At 45.7% G+C, this 14,965-nt stretch carries 13 protein-coding genes; 5 read left to right on the top strand and 8 right to left on the bottom strand.

Features of this window, described 5'->3' with window-relative positions:
* Positions 1–13 precede the first annotated feature (13 nt).
* Both QZ942_RS12830 and QZ942_RS12825 read right to left on the bottom strand, forming a co-directional pair.
* The gene (locus QZ942_RS12830; protein WP_292996272.1) at positions 14–1,120 is read right to left on the bottom strand and encodes an anhydro-N-acetylmuramic acid kinase; all 1,107 of its coding nucleotides are present in this window, start codon (positions 1,118–1,120) and stop codon (positions 14–16) included.
* A gap of 93 nt (positions 1,121–1,213) precedes the next feature.
* Complete coding sequence (locus tag QZ942_RS12825; RefSeq protein WP_292996213.1) at positions 1,214–2,548, bottom strand: peptidoglycan DD-metalloendopeptidase family protein; 1,335 nt, start codon at positions 2,546–2,548, stop codon at positions 1,214–1,216.
* Between the two features lie 153 nt (positions 2,549–2,701).
* On the opposite strand from QZ942_RS12825, the gene tyrS reads away from it, so the two are divergent.
* The 3 genes from tyrS (at position 2,702) to QZ942_RS12810 (ending at position 6,297) form a co-directional block, all read left to right on the top strand.
* Positions 2,702–3,904, top strand: a complete 1,203-nt coding sequence (gene tyrS / locus QZ942_RS12820; RefSeq protein WP_292996211.1) for a tyrosine--tRNA ligase — start codon at positions 2,702–2,704, stop codon at positions 3,902–3,904.
* 339 nt (positions 3,905–4,243) lie between these two features.
* Entirely contained in the window at positions 4,244–5,626 is a 1,383-nt protein-coding gene (locus QZ942_RS12815) for a DEAD/DEAH box helicase (protein WP_292996209.1), read from the top strand.
* A 98-nt stretch (positions 5,627–5,724) separates the two neighbouring features.
* Positions 5,725–6,297 (top strand): hypothetical protein, encoded by a 573-nt coding sequence (locus QZ942_RS12810; protein WP_292996207.1) that lies wholly within the window; start codon positions 5,725–5,727, stop codon positions 6,295–6,297.
* 50 nt (positions 6,298–6,347) lie between these two features.
* On the opposite strand, the gene QZ942_RS12805 is transcribed toward QZ942_RS12810, so the two are convergent.
* From QZ942_RS12805 to rfbA, 4 genes are all read right to left on the bottom strand, one after another.
* A complete protein-coding gene (locus QZ942_RS12805; RefSeq protein WP_292996205.1) occupies positions 6,348–7,133 on the bottom strand; it encodes an alkaline phytoceramidase in 786 nt (261 codons plus the stop codon).
* Between the two features lie 72 nt (positions 7,134–7,205).
* On the bottom strand, positions 7,206–8,555 hold the full coding sequence (gene radA, locus QZ942_RS12800) for a DNA repair protein RadA (RefSeq protein ID WP_292996203.1): 1,350 nt from the start codon (positions 8,553–8,555) through the stop codon (positions 7,206–7,208).
* Between the two features lie 10 nt (positions 8,556–8,565).
* Positions 8,566–9,111, bottom strand: coding sequence for a dTDP-4-dehydrorhamnose 3,5-epimerase (rfbC, locus tag QZ942_RS12795; RefSeq protein WP_292996201.1), 546 nt, complete (start codon positions 9,109–9,111; stop codon positions 8,566–8,568).
* Between the two features lie 13 nt (positions 9,112–9,124).
* Positions 9,125–10,057 (bottom strand): glucose-1-phosphate thymidylyltransferase RfbA, encoded by a 933-nt coding sequence (gene rfbA, locus QZ942_RS12790; RefSeq protein ID WP_292996199.1) that lies wholly within the window; start codon positions 10,055–10,057, stop codon positions 9,125–9,127.
* A gap of 213 nt (positions 10,058–10,270) precedes the next feature.
* Here rfbA and QZ942_RS12785 point away from each other — a divergent pair, with 213 nt between their 5' ends.
* Positions 10,271–11,902, top strand: a complete 1,632-nt coding sequence (locus QZ942_RS12785; protein ID WP_292996197.1) for an ABC transporter transmembrane domain-containing protein — start codon at positions 10,271–10,273, stop codon at positions 11,900–11,902.
* 68 nt (positions 11,903–11,970) lie between these two features.
* Here the strand turns inward: QZ942_RS12785 and QZ942_RS12780 are convergent, their stop codons facing one another.
* Together QZ942_RS12780 and QZ942_RS12775 are read right to left on the bottom strand one after the other, a co-directional pair.
* On the bottom strand, positions 11,971–13,860 hold the full coding sequence (locus QZ942_RS12780) for a nucleoside-diphosphate sugar epimerase/dehydratase (protein ID WP_292996195.1): 1,890 nt from the start codon (positions 13,858–13,860) through the stop codon (positions 11,971–11,973).
* 1 nt (position 13,861) lies between these two features.
* Positions 13,862–14,641 (bottom strand): glycosyltransferase family 4 protein, encoded by a 780-nt coding sequence (locus QZ942_RS12775; RefSeq protein ID WP_292996193.1) that lies wholly within the window; start codon positions 14,639–14,641, stop codon positions 13,862–13,864.
* On the opposite strand from QZ942_RS12775, the gene QZ942_RS12770 reads away from it, so the two are divergent.
* A complete protein-coding gene (locus QZ942_RS12770; RefSeq protein ID WP_292996191.1) occupies positions 14,640–14,960 on the top strand; it encodes a hypothetical protein in 321 nt (106 codons plus the stop codon). The genes QZ942_RS12775 and QZ942_RS12770 overlap by 2 nt on opposite strands.
* The last annotated feature ends 5 nt before the right edge of the window (positions 14,961–14,965 follow it).

The following is a 14,965-nucleotide window of genomic DNA, read 5'->3' as shown; positions in this document are numbered from 1 at the left end:
AATACGGATAATTTCAGGCAGGATAAATCGCTCCCAGAATCCTGTCTCCTTTCGCGCCGGTTACAGCGGCCAGATTTCCAGTTTTACCCAATATCGTTTGCTGTGCCAGCCAGGCAAACGCAAAAGCTTCTACCCAATCTGCCGCCACACCCAATTTATCGGTCAGTGCCACTGCCTTTCCTGGAATAACATCGATCAAACGATCCATCAGTAAAGTATTATGTGCGCCGCCACCACATATATAGACTTCTTCAGCAGTCGAACAGTACTCAAGTATTGATCTGGCAATTGTTAGAGCTGTTAACTGCAGTAATGTGGCTTGCACATCTTCCGGCGTTTCATTACCTATTAATTTTTCTTCCAGCCATTGGACATTAAACAAATCTCTTCCTGTACTTTTTGGAGGCCGACGCAAGAAAAAATCATCCGACAAAAATGCCTGCAGCAAAGCAGGAATGATCCGGCCTGTAGCTGCCCATTGTCCGTTGCTGTCATATGTTTTTCCGGTATGGCGCAAACACCAGGCATCCATTAGGAGGTTTCCTGGGCCGCAATCGAAGCCAATGATTGGATGATAGGGATCAAGATTGGTTATATTGGCGATACCGCCAATATTGACGATAACGCGATGGCGCTCTGAATGCTTGAAAATAGCTTCGTGAAACGCCGGAACCAAAGGAGCACCCTGGCCGCCAGCAGCTATGTCACGACTTCTGAAATCTGCGACCACTGTTATCTGACTCAATTCAGCCAACATAGCTGCATTGACAAGCTGAATCGTATAATTTTTTTCTACTTCAGGGCAGTGTCTAACCGTCTGCCCGTGGCATCCGATTGCGACAATCTGTTGGGGTGCGATACCAGCGTTCTCCAGCAAACCCGCAGTAGCTTGTGCATAAAGACGGGATAGTTGGTTACTGAGAATTGCGGCACGATTGAGTTCATCATGACCGGGTTGATGTAATGACAATAATTGCTCACGCAATTCATCATGATAGGGACAAAAGAAAGTTTGCAGTAAAACAGGTTTGGCACTACAGAAATCAACCAGAACGGCATCAACACCATCCAAACTTGTGCCCGACATGATGCCTATATAGAGCGAACTGATTTCAACTATCCTTCAGTACTTTGGAAAATGTCTCATACTGATTGCCATCAATGCAATTGGGGCTCTCTGTTAGAGAACCACCAATTTACACGGTATACCCAATTATTCTAACGACGCGAGTTGGATGTTACGCATAATGTTTAAACGCGCAACCAGCGAGTGAGTTTCCTTCTGGAAAGTATTCAAATCACGCTTAGTAATCGGTGGGGCGGTTGGCAGAACAACTTTTGCCGGATCACGCTGCACACCGTCAACACGCAATTCATAATGCAAATGCGGCCCGGTTGCCATACCGGTCGAACCAACATAACCAATGACATCTCCCTGGCTAATCCGTTTGCCTTTGCCCATTCCACTCGCAAAGCGGGACAAATGGCCATACGCTGATTCATACTTACCATTATGCTTGAGAACAACTAAATTTCCGTACCCTTTTTGTGATCCGGAGAATGAAATGATCCCATTTGCCGTTGCTCTTACAGGAGTTCCCGTCGGTGCGGCATAATCAATGCCCTTATGCGCTCGCCATTCCTTAAGGATTGGATGAAAACGTGCATTCGTGAAACCCGAGCTGACACGCGAGAAAGTGAGTGGCGAAAGCAAAAATGCCTTGCGTAAACTTTCTCCTTCAGGCGTGTAATAGCCATCGGCACCGTTAGATGATTTGAAGTAGATTGCTTGATGCGATTTTCCCTTATTGATGAACTCAACTGCTAATACACGGCCGGTTTTAGCGCGTTTACCGTTATCATTCGAGAATGTTTCATAGACGACTGTAAAGCGATCACCCTGACGCAAGTCCCGATAAAAATCGATTTCCGATGCGAATATTTCAGTCAGCTGCATGGCAATATTGTTGGGTATACCCGCGTTATCGGTCGCGGCAAACAGAGAACGGTTGATTACACCGGATTTCATATGAATCTGAGTATCGAGCTCAATCGATTGCTCAGTCATTTTGAATGCATCATCTGTTTTTTCCATCAAAAACAGTTCTTCGTTACCAAAGAAATAGCGCAGTGTCAATAACTCGCCATCGGCCGTAGTCTGCGCATAGATGGTTTTACCTGGTTTCAGTTGACGCATCGCACGGCTTCCCCGTGCCGCCTGTAAAAATTCAGTCGAGTCCTGATTACTGACTTCGAGCCGACTTAAAATCGCTGCAATGGTATCGCCACGCCGGATGTTTTCCTGGCGCCAGAAAGTGTGGTTGGTTTGAGTCTCGGAGAGAACATCTGGAATAGACAGATCTAGGACTACTTCTTCTACTTGAATTTCTTCAAATGAACGCGTGTTGGGTGCAATTCCAAACGCAGTGACTATACCGAATAGTGGTATGCTGGATAAAGCCACCAGCCAGCGAATTGTTTTTTTTGTTAGTTTTGATGAGTTTTGAGCTAGAATCCTTTGTGTACTGCTAAGTAGTGAATATAGCATCTATGAAGTACCTCCAGTCATTTGTATCATTTACAGACAGGCGCGAGTCTAACATGAAAATAGTCAATTTGTACTAGAGGACAACTAAGAATGTCCTAGCAAAATATTTCAACATATTAAAATATCAATAAAAATCCTTAACTTACGTCCATCGTGAATAAATCAATAAAATCCCAGCTTGAAATTATAAAACGCGGAAGCCACGAACTATTAGTTGAAACAGAGCTGGAAAGTAAGCTTATTTCTGGGAATCCCCTACGCATCAAGGCTGGTTTTGATCCAACCGCTCCAGATTTGCATCTGGGTCATACTGTCTTACTCAACAAACTGCGCCAGCTACAGGATATGGGACACCACATTCTGTTTCTGATTGGTGATTTCACGGGCATGATTGGTGATCCAAGCGGGAAAAACACTACCCGTCCGCCATTGACCCGCGAACAAGTCGCGGAAAACGCCAAATCCTATACCACCCAGGTTTTTAAAATATTAAAACCCGAGTATACGGAAGTGGTATTTAATTCATCCTGGATGGATAAACTGAATGCGGCCGATCTCATCAAATTAGCTGCCACACATACGGTCGCACGTATGCTGGAACGGGATGATTTTGACAAACGCTACCGCAACAATCAGGCAATCGCTATTCATGAATTTCTTTACCCCTTAATCCAGGGCTATGATTCCGTTGCACTGAGGGCTGATCTTGAATTGGGCGGTACTGATCAGAAATTCAATCTACTGATGGGACGCGAACTGCAAAAGCATTTCGGACAGTCGCAACAATGCATACTCACCATGCCGTTGCTGGAAGGATTGGATGGCGTCAATAAAATGTCCAAGTCTTTGAATAATTATGTGGGTATCACCGAAAGCCCGAAAGAAATTTTTGGCAAACTGATGTCCGTATCGGATCAGCTCATGTGGCGTTACCTCGAATTGTTATCTTTTGAATCTTTGCAAACCATCAAAAAATGGCGTGAAGAAGTACAGGAAGGATGCAATCCACGGGATATTAAGGTAAAGCTCGCACAGGAAATTGTCGCGCGCTTTCATAGCCAACATGATGCGGCGGAAGCACTCGCCGACTTTGAGGCACGCTTTAAACATGGCGCATTACCTGATGAAATACCGGAAAAAATAATTCAGACACAAAATGATGCGATGCCTTTGGTGCAAATATTAAAACTGACAGGATTAACTGCCAGTACCAGCGAAGCGCTCCGCATGATTGATCAGGGCGCCGTTAAAATAAATGGTGAAAAAGTAGAAGACAAATCGACCAAAATAATGCGAAGAGAATCGGTCGTAATTCAAGTAGGTAAAAGAAAGTTCGTCAAAGCCATCATCCAGTAATTCCTGTATTCGGCTCGATGCATGTTCATGTCTCAATTTCTCTGTGTGGAATGAGGAGTCCTTGCATGTCAATTGTGGAATAGCGCAAATAAATTGCAAGTAATTACATAGTCAAGTATACTGATTGGCTAAGGTTGATTTGGACTGATTTTGTATAGTCCTTTCAAGTTTATCTGGTTTCATCGTTCCTGGCCTCCCTTCAATTTTTCAAGTTTCTCCGGAAAATGTGCAGCAATCTTGGTTAGCGGCGATGCTTTATTAATGCGCTAGCAAGGCTATGCACCATTTATGGCGTTTTCCTAGCTCGTGCGTCCAATTCTCACTTTTTAGGAAAACAACGTGTCTTTTGAAGATCTAAACTTAAATCCCTCTATTATTAAAGCAATCCAAGACGCAGGGTACACAACCCCTACGCCGATTCAGAAACAGGCCATACCTGAATTACTAGCAGGCCACGACATCATGGCATCTGCACAAACAGGAACCGGAAAAACAGCCGCCTTCATGTTGCCAGCACTGCATCTCCTGGCCACACCCGCAAAAACACCTGGCCGTGGTCCACGCGTTTTAGTACTGACCCCGACGCGCGAACTTGCACTCCAAGTCTCCGAAGCAGCCCTGAAATACGGCAAATACCTCCCACGCACAAAAGTCGTCAGCATACTGGGTGGAATGCCTTATCCATTGCAAAACAAACTGTTATCACAACCTGTCGATATTTTAGTCGCCACGCCGGGAAGGCTCATTGACCATATACAACGTGGCCGGATTGATTTCAAACGATTAGAAATGCTCGTATTGGATGAAGCAGATCGCATGCTGGATATGGGTTTTATCGATGATGTTGAAACGATTGCAGCCGCCACACCGGCCACGCGACAAACCCTATTGTTTTCTGCTACTTTGGATGGCGCGATTGATAAGGTTGCAGCGAAACTTTTAAAATCTCCCAAACGAATTCAAGTAGCTTCTCAGAAAGCAAGGCTCGATAATATTGAGCAACGATTACATTATGTAGACGATATGTCGCACAAGAATCGTTTATTAAATCATGTATTACGTGACGAAGCCCTCAAGCAAGCCATCGTTTTCACAGCAACCAAGCGTGATGCGGATACCTTAGCCGATAACCTGTATGCGCAAGGTTACGCTGCGGCTGCATTACATGGCGACATGAATCAACGCGAACGTACCCGCACACTCACCAAACTTCGCAGTGGCGGATTACGTGTTCTGGTGGCAACGGATGTGGCCGCCAGGGGTATTGATATCGCTGATATTACGCATGTGATCAATTTTGACTTGCCTAAATTTGCGGAAGACTACGTCCACCGCATTGGCCGTACTGGCCGTGCAGGCGCTGCAGGTGTTGCAGTCTCCTTTGCATCCAACAGAGATAGCGCGCATCTGACAAAAATTGAACGCTATACCGGGCAACGCATTGCTTCGCATATTATTCCCGGCCTGGAGCCCCGTATCAAACAACGCCCTCAGAGCAGTGGTTTCAACGGCGCGCCTAGCGTGGCCCAGAAACGTAAACGCACACCGCTGGCACAAAATGGCCGTCAAAACTTTAGTGCGCCGCACGAATTCAAAGGCAATAGTAATAACGATAACGGAAACAATCGCCGTGGCCGTCCATTTGATCAGGAAAATCGTGGCAATTCTTTCCGCACCAATAGCAACCCCAAAGCCGGTTACCAATCGGCTCGTCCTAAGTAACACGCCGTAAAACTGCTTTGTTCCGAGTACCTCGGAGCAAAGCGTTTCATCAACATCACACCAATAAATTTCGTACTGGTCTTGTTAACTAACTACTAATGGATCATTTCGAAAATATCATTTCTACTCTGCTTGAAGCTGAAGGTTATTGGGTGCGCAGGTCGTTCAAGGTCAATTTGACGAAAGAGGAGAAACGTCGAATTGGTAAACATTCTATTCCCAGACCAGAGATTGATCTTCTTGCATTTAAATTTCCCACTAATGAAGTGCTTGCCCTCGAGGCAAAATCTTTTCTTGATTCATCCGGCGTTAATCTCGAACAGCTTCAGGAAAAACACGAAGTGCCAAAGGGAAGATACAAGTTATTTACGTCCGAGAATTATCGTTCAATCGTGCTCTCCAGATTGCTTTCGGATCTCGTTGCTTGCGGTATGGCATATGCTAATACAAAGATCACTCTTGGTCTCGCTGCTGGCAAGATTTACCAAAACCGGAGTGACTCAATCCGAGCGCTCATGTTAGACAATAATTGGTTTTTTTGGTCGCCCGAGGATATCAAACAAAAAGTTACAGATCTAGCGAAACGCGGATATGAGAATGATCCAGCCATTATCACTGCTAAGATCCTGATGCGGCAAAACATAGTCAGTGGGCAACTAGAAACAAAGTAGAGCGCAATTTTTATTGCGCCGAATGAAAATTCCGGTGCAATGCACTTCTCTTATTGACACCCTACAAAGCTCCGTTTTCGCAATATCTGCACTATCCGATAAGCCGCATACGCCGCAATCAGATGCTTTAGCGTATGGCCGCTGATCCAACCATCAGTCCAAACAAATATTTGCCCATCCAGCATTTCAGCCAGTTTCGCAATCGCATACAGGGCGATCACTTGATAAACATCGTTGCCTCGCGTGTAACGCGATGGAAAACGCAGACTAATCCAGACAATCAGCAAAATCGAATAAAACTGCATCACAATATAAAAATTCAGGTTACCTGCGCCCTGCAACTCAGTCCAATACCAATGCAACACGCTGAATACGGCCGAAACGATAAGCAGGGGTAATGCCCACAAGCCGGCAGCCGGGCTTGTGCGGTCAACCAGCGTTGCGGACAGCAAAGCGGCAATACCGATGACAATGGGCAACCGGTCCCACATCAAATGATCAACATCTGGTGCCCAATGATAGACCATCGATCCGAGTGCGGCTGCGGTCACACTGAAAAATAACACACTGTACGGTAAGCATTCTTTGAGGTCATGAAATGTGGTTTGTGCAGGTGTCCGATAAACCCGCGCCAGAAAAACCAGCCCAGCGCCGCCGCTGAGAAAAAAAGCCAGGTTGGAAATGACATCATTAAAATTGGGAATACCGAAAAAAACGCGCTGATCGGCGAACTGGTGGTATTCGGCAGGCTGCGAAACGGGTGTCAGGATCATTGCAGCAGCAACGACCAAAACCGTTATCCCCGCAAGTATCCAGATCTGCCGGCGCATTTCCATTAAATCAGCCCTTGATTACGTTCGGGATGAGCTTGTAGAATCATAAATGGAATCAACTGCTTCAATGTTTTCCTAATGCATATGCGCAACAGCATCCCTGATCCGCGCTACGGCAATGATGTCCATACCGGGAATGGCTTGTTTGGGCTTATTGGCTAGCGGAATGATGGCTTGTTTAAAACCCAGTTTCGCCGCTTCTTTCAATCTTTCCTGTCCGCGTTGCACCGGGCGTATTTCGCCAACCAGGCCGACCTCACCGATGACGATCATTTTTTCCGCCAGCGGTTTATTCTTCAACGACGAGACTACCGCCAGTAAAATCGCAAGATCAGCGCCCGGTTCGGTAATTTTTACGCCGCCGACGGCATTGACGAACACGTCCTGATCGAAACAGGGAATCCCCGCGTGGCGGTGCAATACCGCGAGCAGCATGGCTAAGCGGTTTTGTTCCAAACCGACGCATAACCGGCGCGGATTGGGCGAGCGCGCTTCGTCAACCAGTGCCTGTATTTCCACTAACAGCGGACGCGTGCCTTCTTGTGTGACCATGATGCACGATCCCGGCACTTGCGTGTCATGATGCGAAAGAAACAGCGCCGAAGGATTCTTGACCTCACGCAGGCCTTTCTCGCTCATAGAAAACACACCCAATTCATTAACCGCGCCGAAACGATTCTTGAAAGCGCGGATCATGCGAAAACTGGAATGCATATCGCCTTCAAAATACAACACCGTATCCACCATATGTTCCAGCACACGAGGACCAGCCAGCGCGCCTTCCTTGGTCACATGACCGACCAAAATAATGCAAATTCCGCTTGCCTTCGCCAGGCGTGTTAATTGCGCTGCACACTCGCGCACTTGCGCAACAGATCCCGGCGCGGACTGTAATACCTCCGAATAGATCGTCTGGATAGAATCGATCACGGCTACAGCCGGTTTCCGTTCAATCAGAACAGACTGGATTTTCTCCAGTTGGATTTCTGCAAATAAATTGACTGTTTCCACATTCAGCGCTAAACGCTTGGCACGTAATGCCACTTGATGCGCTGATTCTTCACCGCTTACATACAATACAGCGTGATGACTCGACAAGTGCGAGAGTGCTTGCAGTAATAACGTCGACTTACCAATACCAGGGTCCCCGCCCAATAGCACCACACCGCCTTGCACCAAACCACCGCCAAGGACCCGATCCAGCTCATCCACGCCTGTCGGATAACGCGGTTCTTCACGCGCTTCGATAGTACTTAAATTTTGCACCTGACCGACTTCTGATACTGGACTGAACCGCGACACAGATTTCTCTGCAATGGTTTCTATTAGGGTATTCCAAGACTGGCAATGCGGGCACTGGCCTTGCCATTTTAAGGTTTGTCCGCCACATTCAGTACACGAATAGATCGTTTTCTGCTTGGCCATTGCTCAACAGCTAATCATAAACTTCGGCAGCATTGAATGTAACTCCAAGAGCATCCTTTTCAGACAGAATCAGCTTACCGGTAAGTGGCCAATCTATCGCCAAGGTTGCATCATTCCACACAATGCAGCGCTCATGCTCAGGTGCCCAATAATCGGTTGTGTTGTACAGAAATTCAGCATAATCAGAAAGGACTATAAATCCATGGGCAAAACCTGCCGGAATCCATAGCTGATGTTTGTTCTCTGCGCTAAGTATCCCTCCCACCCATTTTCCAAAAGTTGGGGATGACCGGCGGATATCCACTGCCACATCAAATACTTCCCCCACCACCACACGCACCAGCTTTCCCTGAGCCTGTTTGATCTGGTAATGCAAACCGCGCAAAACATGTTGAATGGAACGTGAATGATTACTTTGTACAAAGTTTATTTTTCTTCCGACTGCTAACTCAAATTCACGCTGATTATAACTTTCAAAAAAAACCCCGCGTTCATCGCCAAAAACACGTGGTTCAAATAACAGAACTTCTGGAATAGCTAGCCGGGTGGATTTCATCTATCGGTCTCAATCAAAATTCATGTTTTAGCACTTGCAGCAAATACTGTCCATAGCCATTCTTGGCCAACGGCATTGCCAGTTTCTCCAGTTGCACTGCGTCGATCCATCCTTGCCTAAAGGCTATTTCTTCCGGGCAGGCAATTTTCAGTCCCTGCCGATGTTCAATGGTGGCGACAAACTGACTCGCATCCAGCAGTGATTCATGCGTCCCAGTATCCAACCATGCATAGCCGCGCCCCATAATTTCGACATGCAATGCAGATCGCTCCAGATAAATACGATTCAAATCGGTGATTTCCAGTTCATTGCGTACCGATGGCTTCAGGCTTTTCGCGTAATCGACCACCTGCTGATCATAAAAATATAAACCGGTCACTGCATAATGGGATTTCGGATGTTTTGGTTTTTCTTCCAGATTAATCACACTACCCTTCGCATCAAACTCAACCACGCCATAACGTTCCGGGTCATGTACATGATAAGCAAACACACTCGCCCCTTGCGTACGTTCCATTGCGTTAGTCAGCAAATGATGAAAGTCGTGTCCATAAAAAATGTTATCGCCCAATACAAGCGCTGAACAATCGTTACCAATAAACGGTTCACCGATGATAAATGCTTGCGCAAGACCATCGGGGGATGGTTGCTCGGCATACGAAATATTCAATCCCCACTGATGACCATTACATAAAAGCTCTGCGTAATTCCCAATATCACGCGGTGTTGAAATGATTAGAATATCCCGGATTCCCGCCAGCATTAATGTGCTGAGCGGGTAATAAATCATGGGCTTATCAAACACAGGCAGCAACTGTTTTGACACAGTCTGAGTAACTGGATAGAGACGCGTACCGGAACCACCCGCTAGTACAATACCTTTGCGCCTCGGAGGTGCGGATTTTAAAAGATCTTTTGTTGTATATGGCGTATTTGGTGTTGGCATAAATAAAATCCCTTTGTTCACAAGCTATGAACGAATCACTTTCACCCGGATTAATTCACTATAAGAATGATAATTGTATTATATCTGTTTCACGTTCCGGATAATTGCACGATGCAATAGCAGCTGAATGTTCAGGTAGAATTACGCATTATGATCCGCGCACACCTTTGCCTCCGCTTACTCAGAAGACTCGCCCCTCACTGGAAGTCACTCTTGCCGGCATTATTCGCCATGATGGTCATGGCAGCAACTTTAGCCTTTCTGCCCATACTAATTAAACAAATACTTGAAAGCACCTTTATCGATAAAGATCAATCATTGATGCAAACAGCAGCGCTGACGATTATTGCATTATTTATAATCCGTGGAGTCGCAGGTTATATCAGTATCTTTACTGTCAACAAAGCCACTAGAAAATTAGGTATTGATTTACGCCTGGATTTTTTTAACAAACTGCTAACACTACCGGTCAATCACTACAGTCATCTCAATAAAAATAATGAAATTGACGCGCTGATATCCAATATCAACCAGATATCTCAATCTACATCTCGTTATATCACCGTCATTACGCAAGATAGCCTGACAATTATAGGGTTAATTATTTGCACGCTTTATCTCAATCAAGAGTTCTCTTTGCTATTACTTCTGGTCACTTCGTTCGTCCTATTAGTGACTCAGATGACGCGCAGTCATTTGAACAATCCTAACCAGAGAAGCTTGCTGACCTCTAAAAACCTGACTCAGCACTTGTTGCAGTCCATTGCACACCACAGAAAAATCAGAATAGATGGCGGACAGATGTATGAAAGTCAGCGTCTTGGAAAAATTTCAGAAACTATTTATCACGCAGAAATGCAACAAGCAATAGTCAGAGCAATAACCATCCCTGCAAGTCAAATCATTACGGCGTTGATTTTGACAGCCGTCATTTACATGATCGCACTGCAAGTTATTAATGGTGCATTGAATCTGCATGAAGTCGGCGCACTCATTTCCGTTGTATTGCTCCTCATCATGCCGATACAGCGCATCGCTGGCATACCTAAACAACTTGAGCATGATCAGAAGATCATAGAAACCATCTTTTCATTCCTAGATCAAGCATCCGAACAAAATACCGGGGTCATTAGCATTCCACATATCAGCGGGAAATTAGTTTTTGAACAAGTGCGCTTCTGTAGTGATGCACAAGCATCGCCCATTCTAAATCATATTAACTTCACCGTAAAACCAGGCGAAGTAACTGTTTTTACCGGTTATACCGCAGGAGAGAAAAATGCGCTCATTAACCTGATACTACACTTACAACAACCAACCAGTGGAAGAATATTGCTGGATGATCATCCACTCGCCGAGATCCAGTTAAATAACTTACATGCCAATATCGCCATGGTGACGAAAGATGATTATTTGCTGGATGAAAAAATTGCTGGCAATATCGCGTATGGCACGATGCGTTGTGCCAACGAAGCGAAAATTACCACTGCAGCACACGCTTCTCACGCGATGGAATTTATCCGGCACATGCCTGATGGTTTACAGACGCAGATTGGCAAAGGAGGTACAACCATCAATCAACAACAATTTCGACAGCTCGCTATTGCACGCGCGTTAGTTAAAAACACCCCCATCCTGATTCTAGATGAAATATTTATCGTACATGAAGAATCTAATTCTGGAAATCTACTGTTAGCCTTGGAAAAACTAATGCAAAATCGCACGACTCTGATTTTCAATCAATATATTCCCCAATTGAAAAAGGTTGATCGAATTGTTGTTCTGGAAAATGGATGTACCACAGAAAGTTTGAAAGGACCAAACAATTCCCAGACAAAGCAATAAAAACAAGCAGTAAGCAATTAGCGTGAGTTCTCTTGGAACCACGATGAAACTGAAAGCCAATCAGTTAGTTAATGCTCCGTTTCCTTCGTGGTATATTCTGGCACCCACTTTGCCAATTGATCCCGGACTTCCTGATCACTTAAGACAGTAATTTTACCTAACCAGGCTATCAACTCGGATAGCCACTGCTCATCAACCTGGCGTGCCTGCGCAATACGTAATTTTTGATGCAGTGTCGGAAAAGTATTTTCACTGGCTGCCAATAATTCTTCATGCAACTTTTCACCAGGCCGCAATCCACTGAAAACAATTCGAATATCATCCTCACCCAATCCCGACAAATGAATTAAATCGTTGGCCAGATCAACAATTTTTACCGGATCGCCCATATCCAACACAAATATTTCTCCACCGCCTTTTGTCCCTCCCATCAGACCGGCTTGTAAAACCAGTTGCGCCGCTTCCGGGATAGACATGAAATAACGTGTCATTTCCGGATGCGTGATCGTGATAGGGCCCCCTCTGGCGATCTGTTCGCGAAATTTTGGGATAACACTGCCGGTACTGCCCAACACATTGCCAAAACGCACCATTACAAAGCAGGTTTGATTCGATTGATTATTCTGGTCAGGTTTTGCATTCTTTGTAATGGATTGCTGCAAAGCTTGACATACCATCTCAGCCAACCGCTTACTGGCTCCCATAACACTCACAGGATTGACTGCTTTGTCGGTTGAAATCAGAACAAATTTTTCCACGCCAAAACTTATCGCTACCTGAGCCAGTACATACGTACCCAGGACATTATTCAGCAAAGCTTGATACGCATTTTCTTGTTCCATGAGCGGAACATGTTTGTAAGCGGCCGCATGAAAAACCACGGAAGGCTGGAACTGCGTGAACAATTGCGTCATGCGTGCATGGTCTTTGATATCACCGATGACAAACGACATAGCCATATCAGGAAAACGTGATAAGAATTCCTCTTGTATGCTGTAGAGTGCAAATTCGTTCAGTTCAAGAAAAACAATGTGATTGGGTTCAAATGCAGCGAGCTGCCTACATAATTCTGAACCAATCGAACCACCCGCTCCTGTGACCAGGATAACCTTTCCTGTCAATAAATCATGCAACCCGTCATTATCCAGAACTACAGGCGCTCTACCCAGCAAATCATCGAGCTCTATCTCACGAATCTGTGATACGGTTGTTTTACCACTGATCAGATCTGCGTAAGACGGCACCGTCATCGCTTTCACCCCGATTTCCGAGCACATCTCCAAAGCTTGGCGGTGTATTCGACGAGAAACCGATGGAATGGCAATAATCACATGACCGACATTCAGTTTCTGCACCCATTGCGGCAATTCATTGATTGTGCCGAGCACACGAATGCCTTGCAGCCGCGTACCCAATTTTCTTGGATCATCATCCAGCATTCCAACAACGTGCCAGTCACGGCTTCTCGTCAAATCCTTAACTAGACTCACCGCAGTGCTGCCGGCGCCGAGTATCAATACCAGCTTCGCTTCATTACTCTCCAGACCATACAGGCGGCGCTCTTTCCATGCACGATAGGTCAAACGGCTGCCGCCCATGATCAGCAGCAATAATAATGGCGCCAACAGAATGACCGCTATTGGGATATTGACCAGCAAACCCAATGGCCACAAGATCAGTAATACAGTCACAGTACCGCTCATCACCGCGACAAAGATTCTCTTTAAATCCGGTAAACTGGCATAGCGCCATAACCCCCGGTAAAGTCCCAGCCACAAAAAGAAACTGCCCTGAACAAGCACAGTCCACGGCAGAATTTCCAGCAAGAGCTGTAATGAAGGAGCAGGAATCTCAAAATTAAAACGAAATAGATAAGCAAGCCACCACGCTACGGCAATTGCAACAAAATCATGCGTGAAAGCAATGAAGGTGCGTATTCCGTATTTTCTGCGAAACATACTATCCCCGATTGGAATAATATTTCTGATTCCGGTCAGAAATAAACATTAATAGCAAATAAAAACCTCCCCATAGCATTGCAATCCAACTTTGCACCGCTGGGCTTTGTCCACTTGCCCATACCGCGCTTGCACCTACCGCAAGCATCAAAGCATAGGCTGATAACGCCGTATTACGATGACCAAAACCGTTTTGCACCAAGCGCTGATAATAATGTTCGCGATGCGCCTGCCAGATTTTTTCCCCGCGCAATAGGCGCTTTATCAGCGTGACTGTCGAATCAGCGATGAAAGGTGAGAATATCAGCAGCGGTACCCACAATGACCACAAATTATCCATCCATCCGAGCATTCCCAATGCAGCAGCCAGGAACCCAAGTGGAATAGCGCCCACGTCCCCTAGGAAAATGCGCGCCGGATAAAAATTATGGTGCAAAAATGCGCCTGCGGCGGCAGCTACTGAAAAATTGATGACAGCAAAATCGTTATTCCCTGCCAAATATGCAATTAAGCCATAGTAACCAAACCCAATCACGGTCATTCCACCTGCCAAGCCATCCGAGCCATCCATAAAGTTATAAAGATTAGATATCCAGACAACTGCAACTGCGCTACACAATACCATCATCCAACCATAAGGTTCCAACAATAAGGCCATAGAAAATCCAGCGGCAACGATACTCTGTATCAGCAACCGGCACCATACCGGCGCGTGCCAAATATCGTCAATCAATGATATAACCACCAGCAGGCCTATACCTATCCAAACCGTATTGGGCATGACAACCGAAAAACATAACCAGGTAGTGATTACCCCGGATAACAAGCCTAAGCCTCCAATACGGGACACCGGTACAGAATGTAGCGAACGTGAATTCGGGTGGTCCAGTACCCAGTCAGCTTTTCTCCTGATCAGCCATAAAATTGAGAAAAAAGAGATAAAAAAAGATACCAGCGGCGCTGCGACAGTAGATAGAGGAGAACCCAAAACCATAGTGAGCGGATTATCCGTTATAAGTGTCAACAAAAGACATACGCCACTTTCTCATCGTACACGACAAGAAAGTGGCATGGAGCGGCTAAGATGCCAGCAATTCTGAGCAAA

Source organism: Nitrosomonas sp. (assembly GCF_021731985.1).
GTDB lineage: Bacteria > Pseudomonadota > Gammaproteobacteria > Burkholderiales > Nitrosomonadaceae > Nitrosomonas.
Note: the sequence above shows the minus strand (reverse complement) of the source record. Positions and strands in the feature narration are given on the sequence as shown.

Coding starts and splice junctions, on each gene's coding strand:
- QZ942_RS12825 (WP_292996213.1), bottom strand. CDS start 2,548: ATGCTATATTCACTACTTAGCAGTACACAAAGGATTCTAGCTCAAAAC.
- QZ942_RS12810 (WP_292996207.1), top strand. CDS start 5,725: ATGGATCATTTCGAAAATATCATTTCTACTCTGCTTGAAGCTGAAGGT.
- QZ942_RS12805 (WP_292996205.1), bottom strand. CDS start 7,133: ATGGAAATGCGCCGGCAGATCTGGATACTTGCGGGGATAACGGTTTTG.
- radA (WP_292996203.1), bottom strand. CDS start 8,555: ATGGCCAAGCAGAAAACGATCTATTCGTGTACTGAATGTGGCGGACAA.
- rfbC (WP_292996201.1), bottom strand. CDS start 9,111: ATGAAATCCACCCGGCTAGCTATTCCAGAAGTTCTGTTATTTGAACCA.
- rfbA (WP_292996199.1), bottom strand. CDS start 10,057: ATGCCAACACCAAATACGCCATATACAACAAAAGATCTTTTAAAATCC.
- QZ942_RS12780 (WP_292996195.1), bottom strand. CDS start 13,860: ATGTTTCGCAGAAAATACGGAATACGCACCTTCATTGCTTTCACGCAT.
- QZ942_RS12770 (WP_292996191.1), top strand. CDS start 14,640: ATGACAACCGAAAAACATAACCAGGTAGTGATTACCCCGGATAACAAG.
- QZ942_RS12775 (WP_292996193.1), bottom strand. CDS start 14,641: ATGCCCAATACGGTTTGGATAGGTATAGGCCTGCTGGTGGTTATATCA.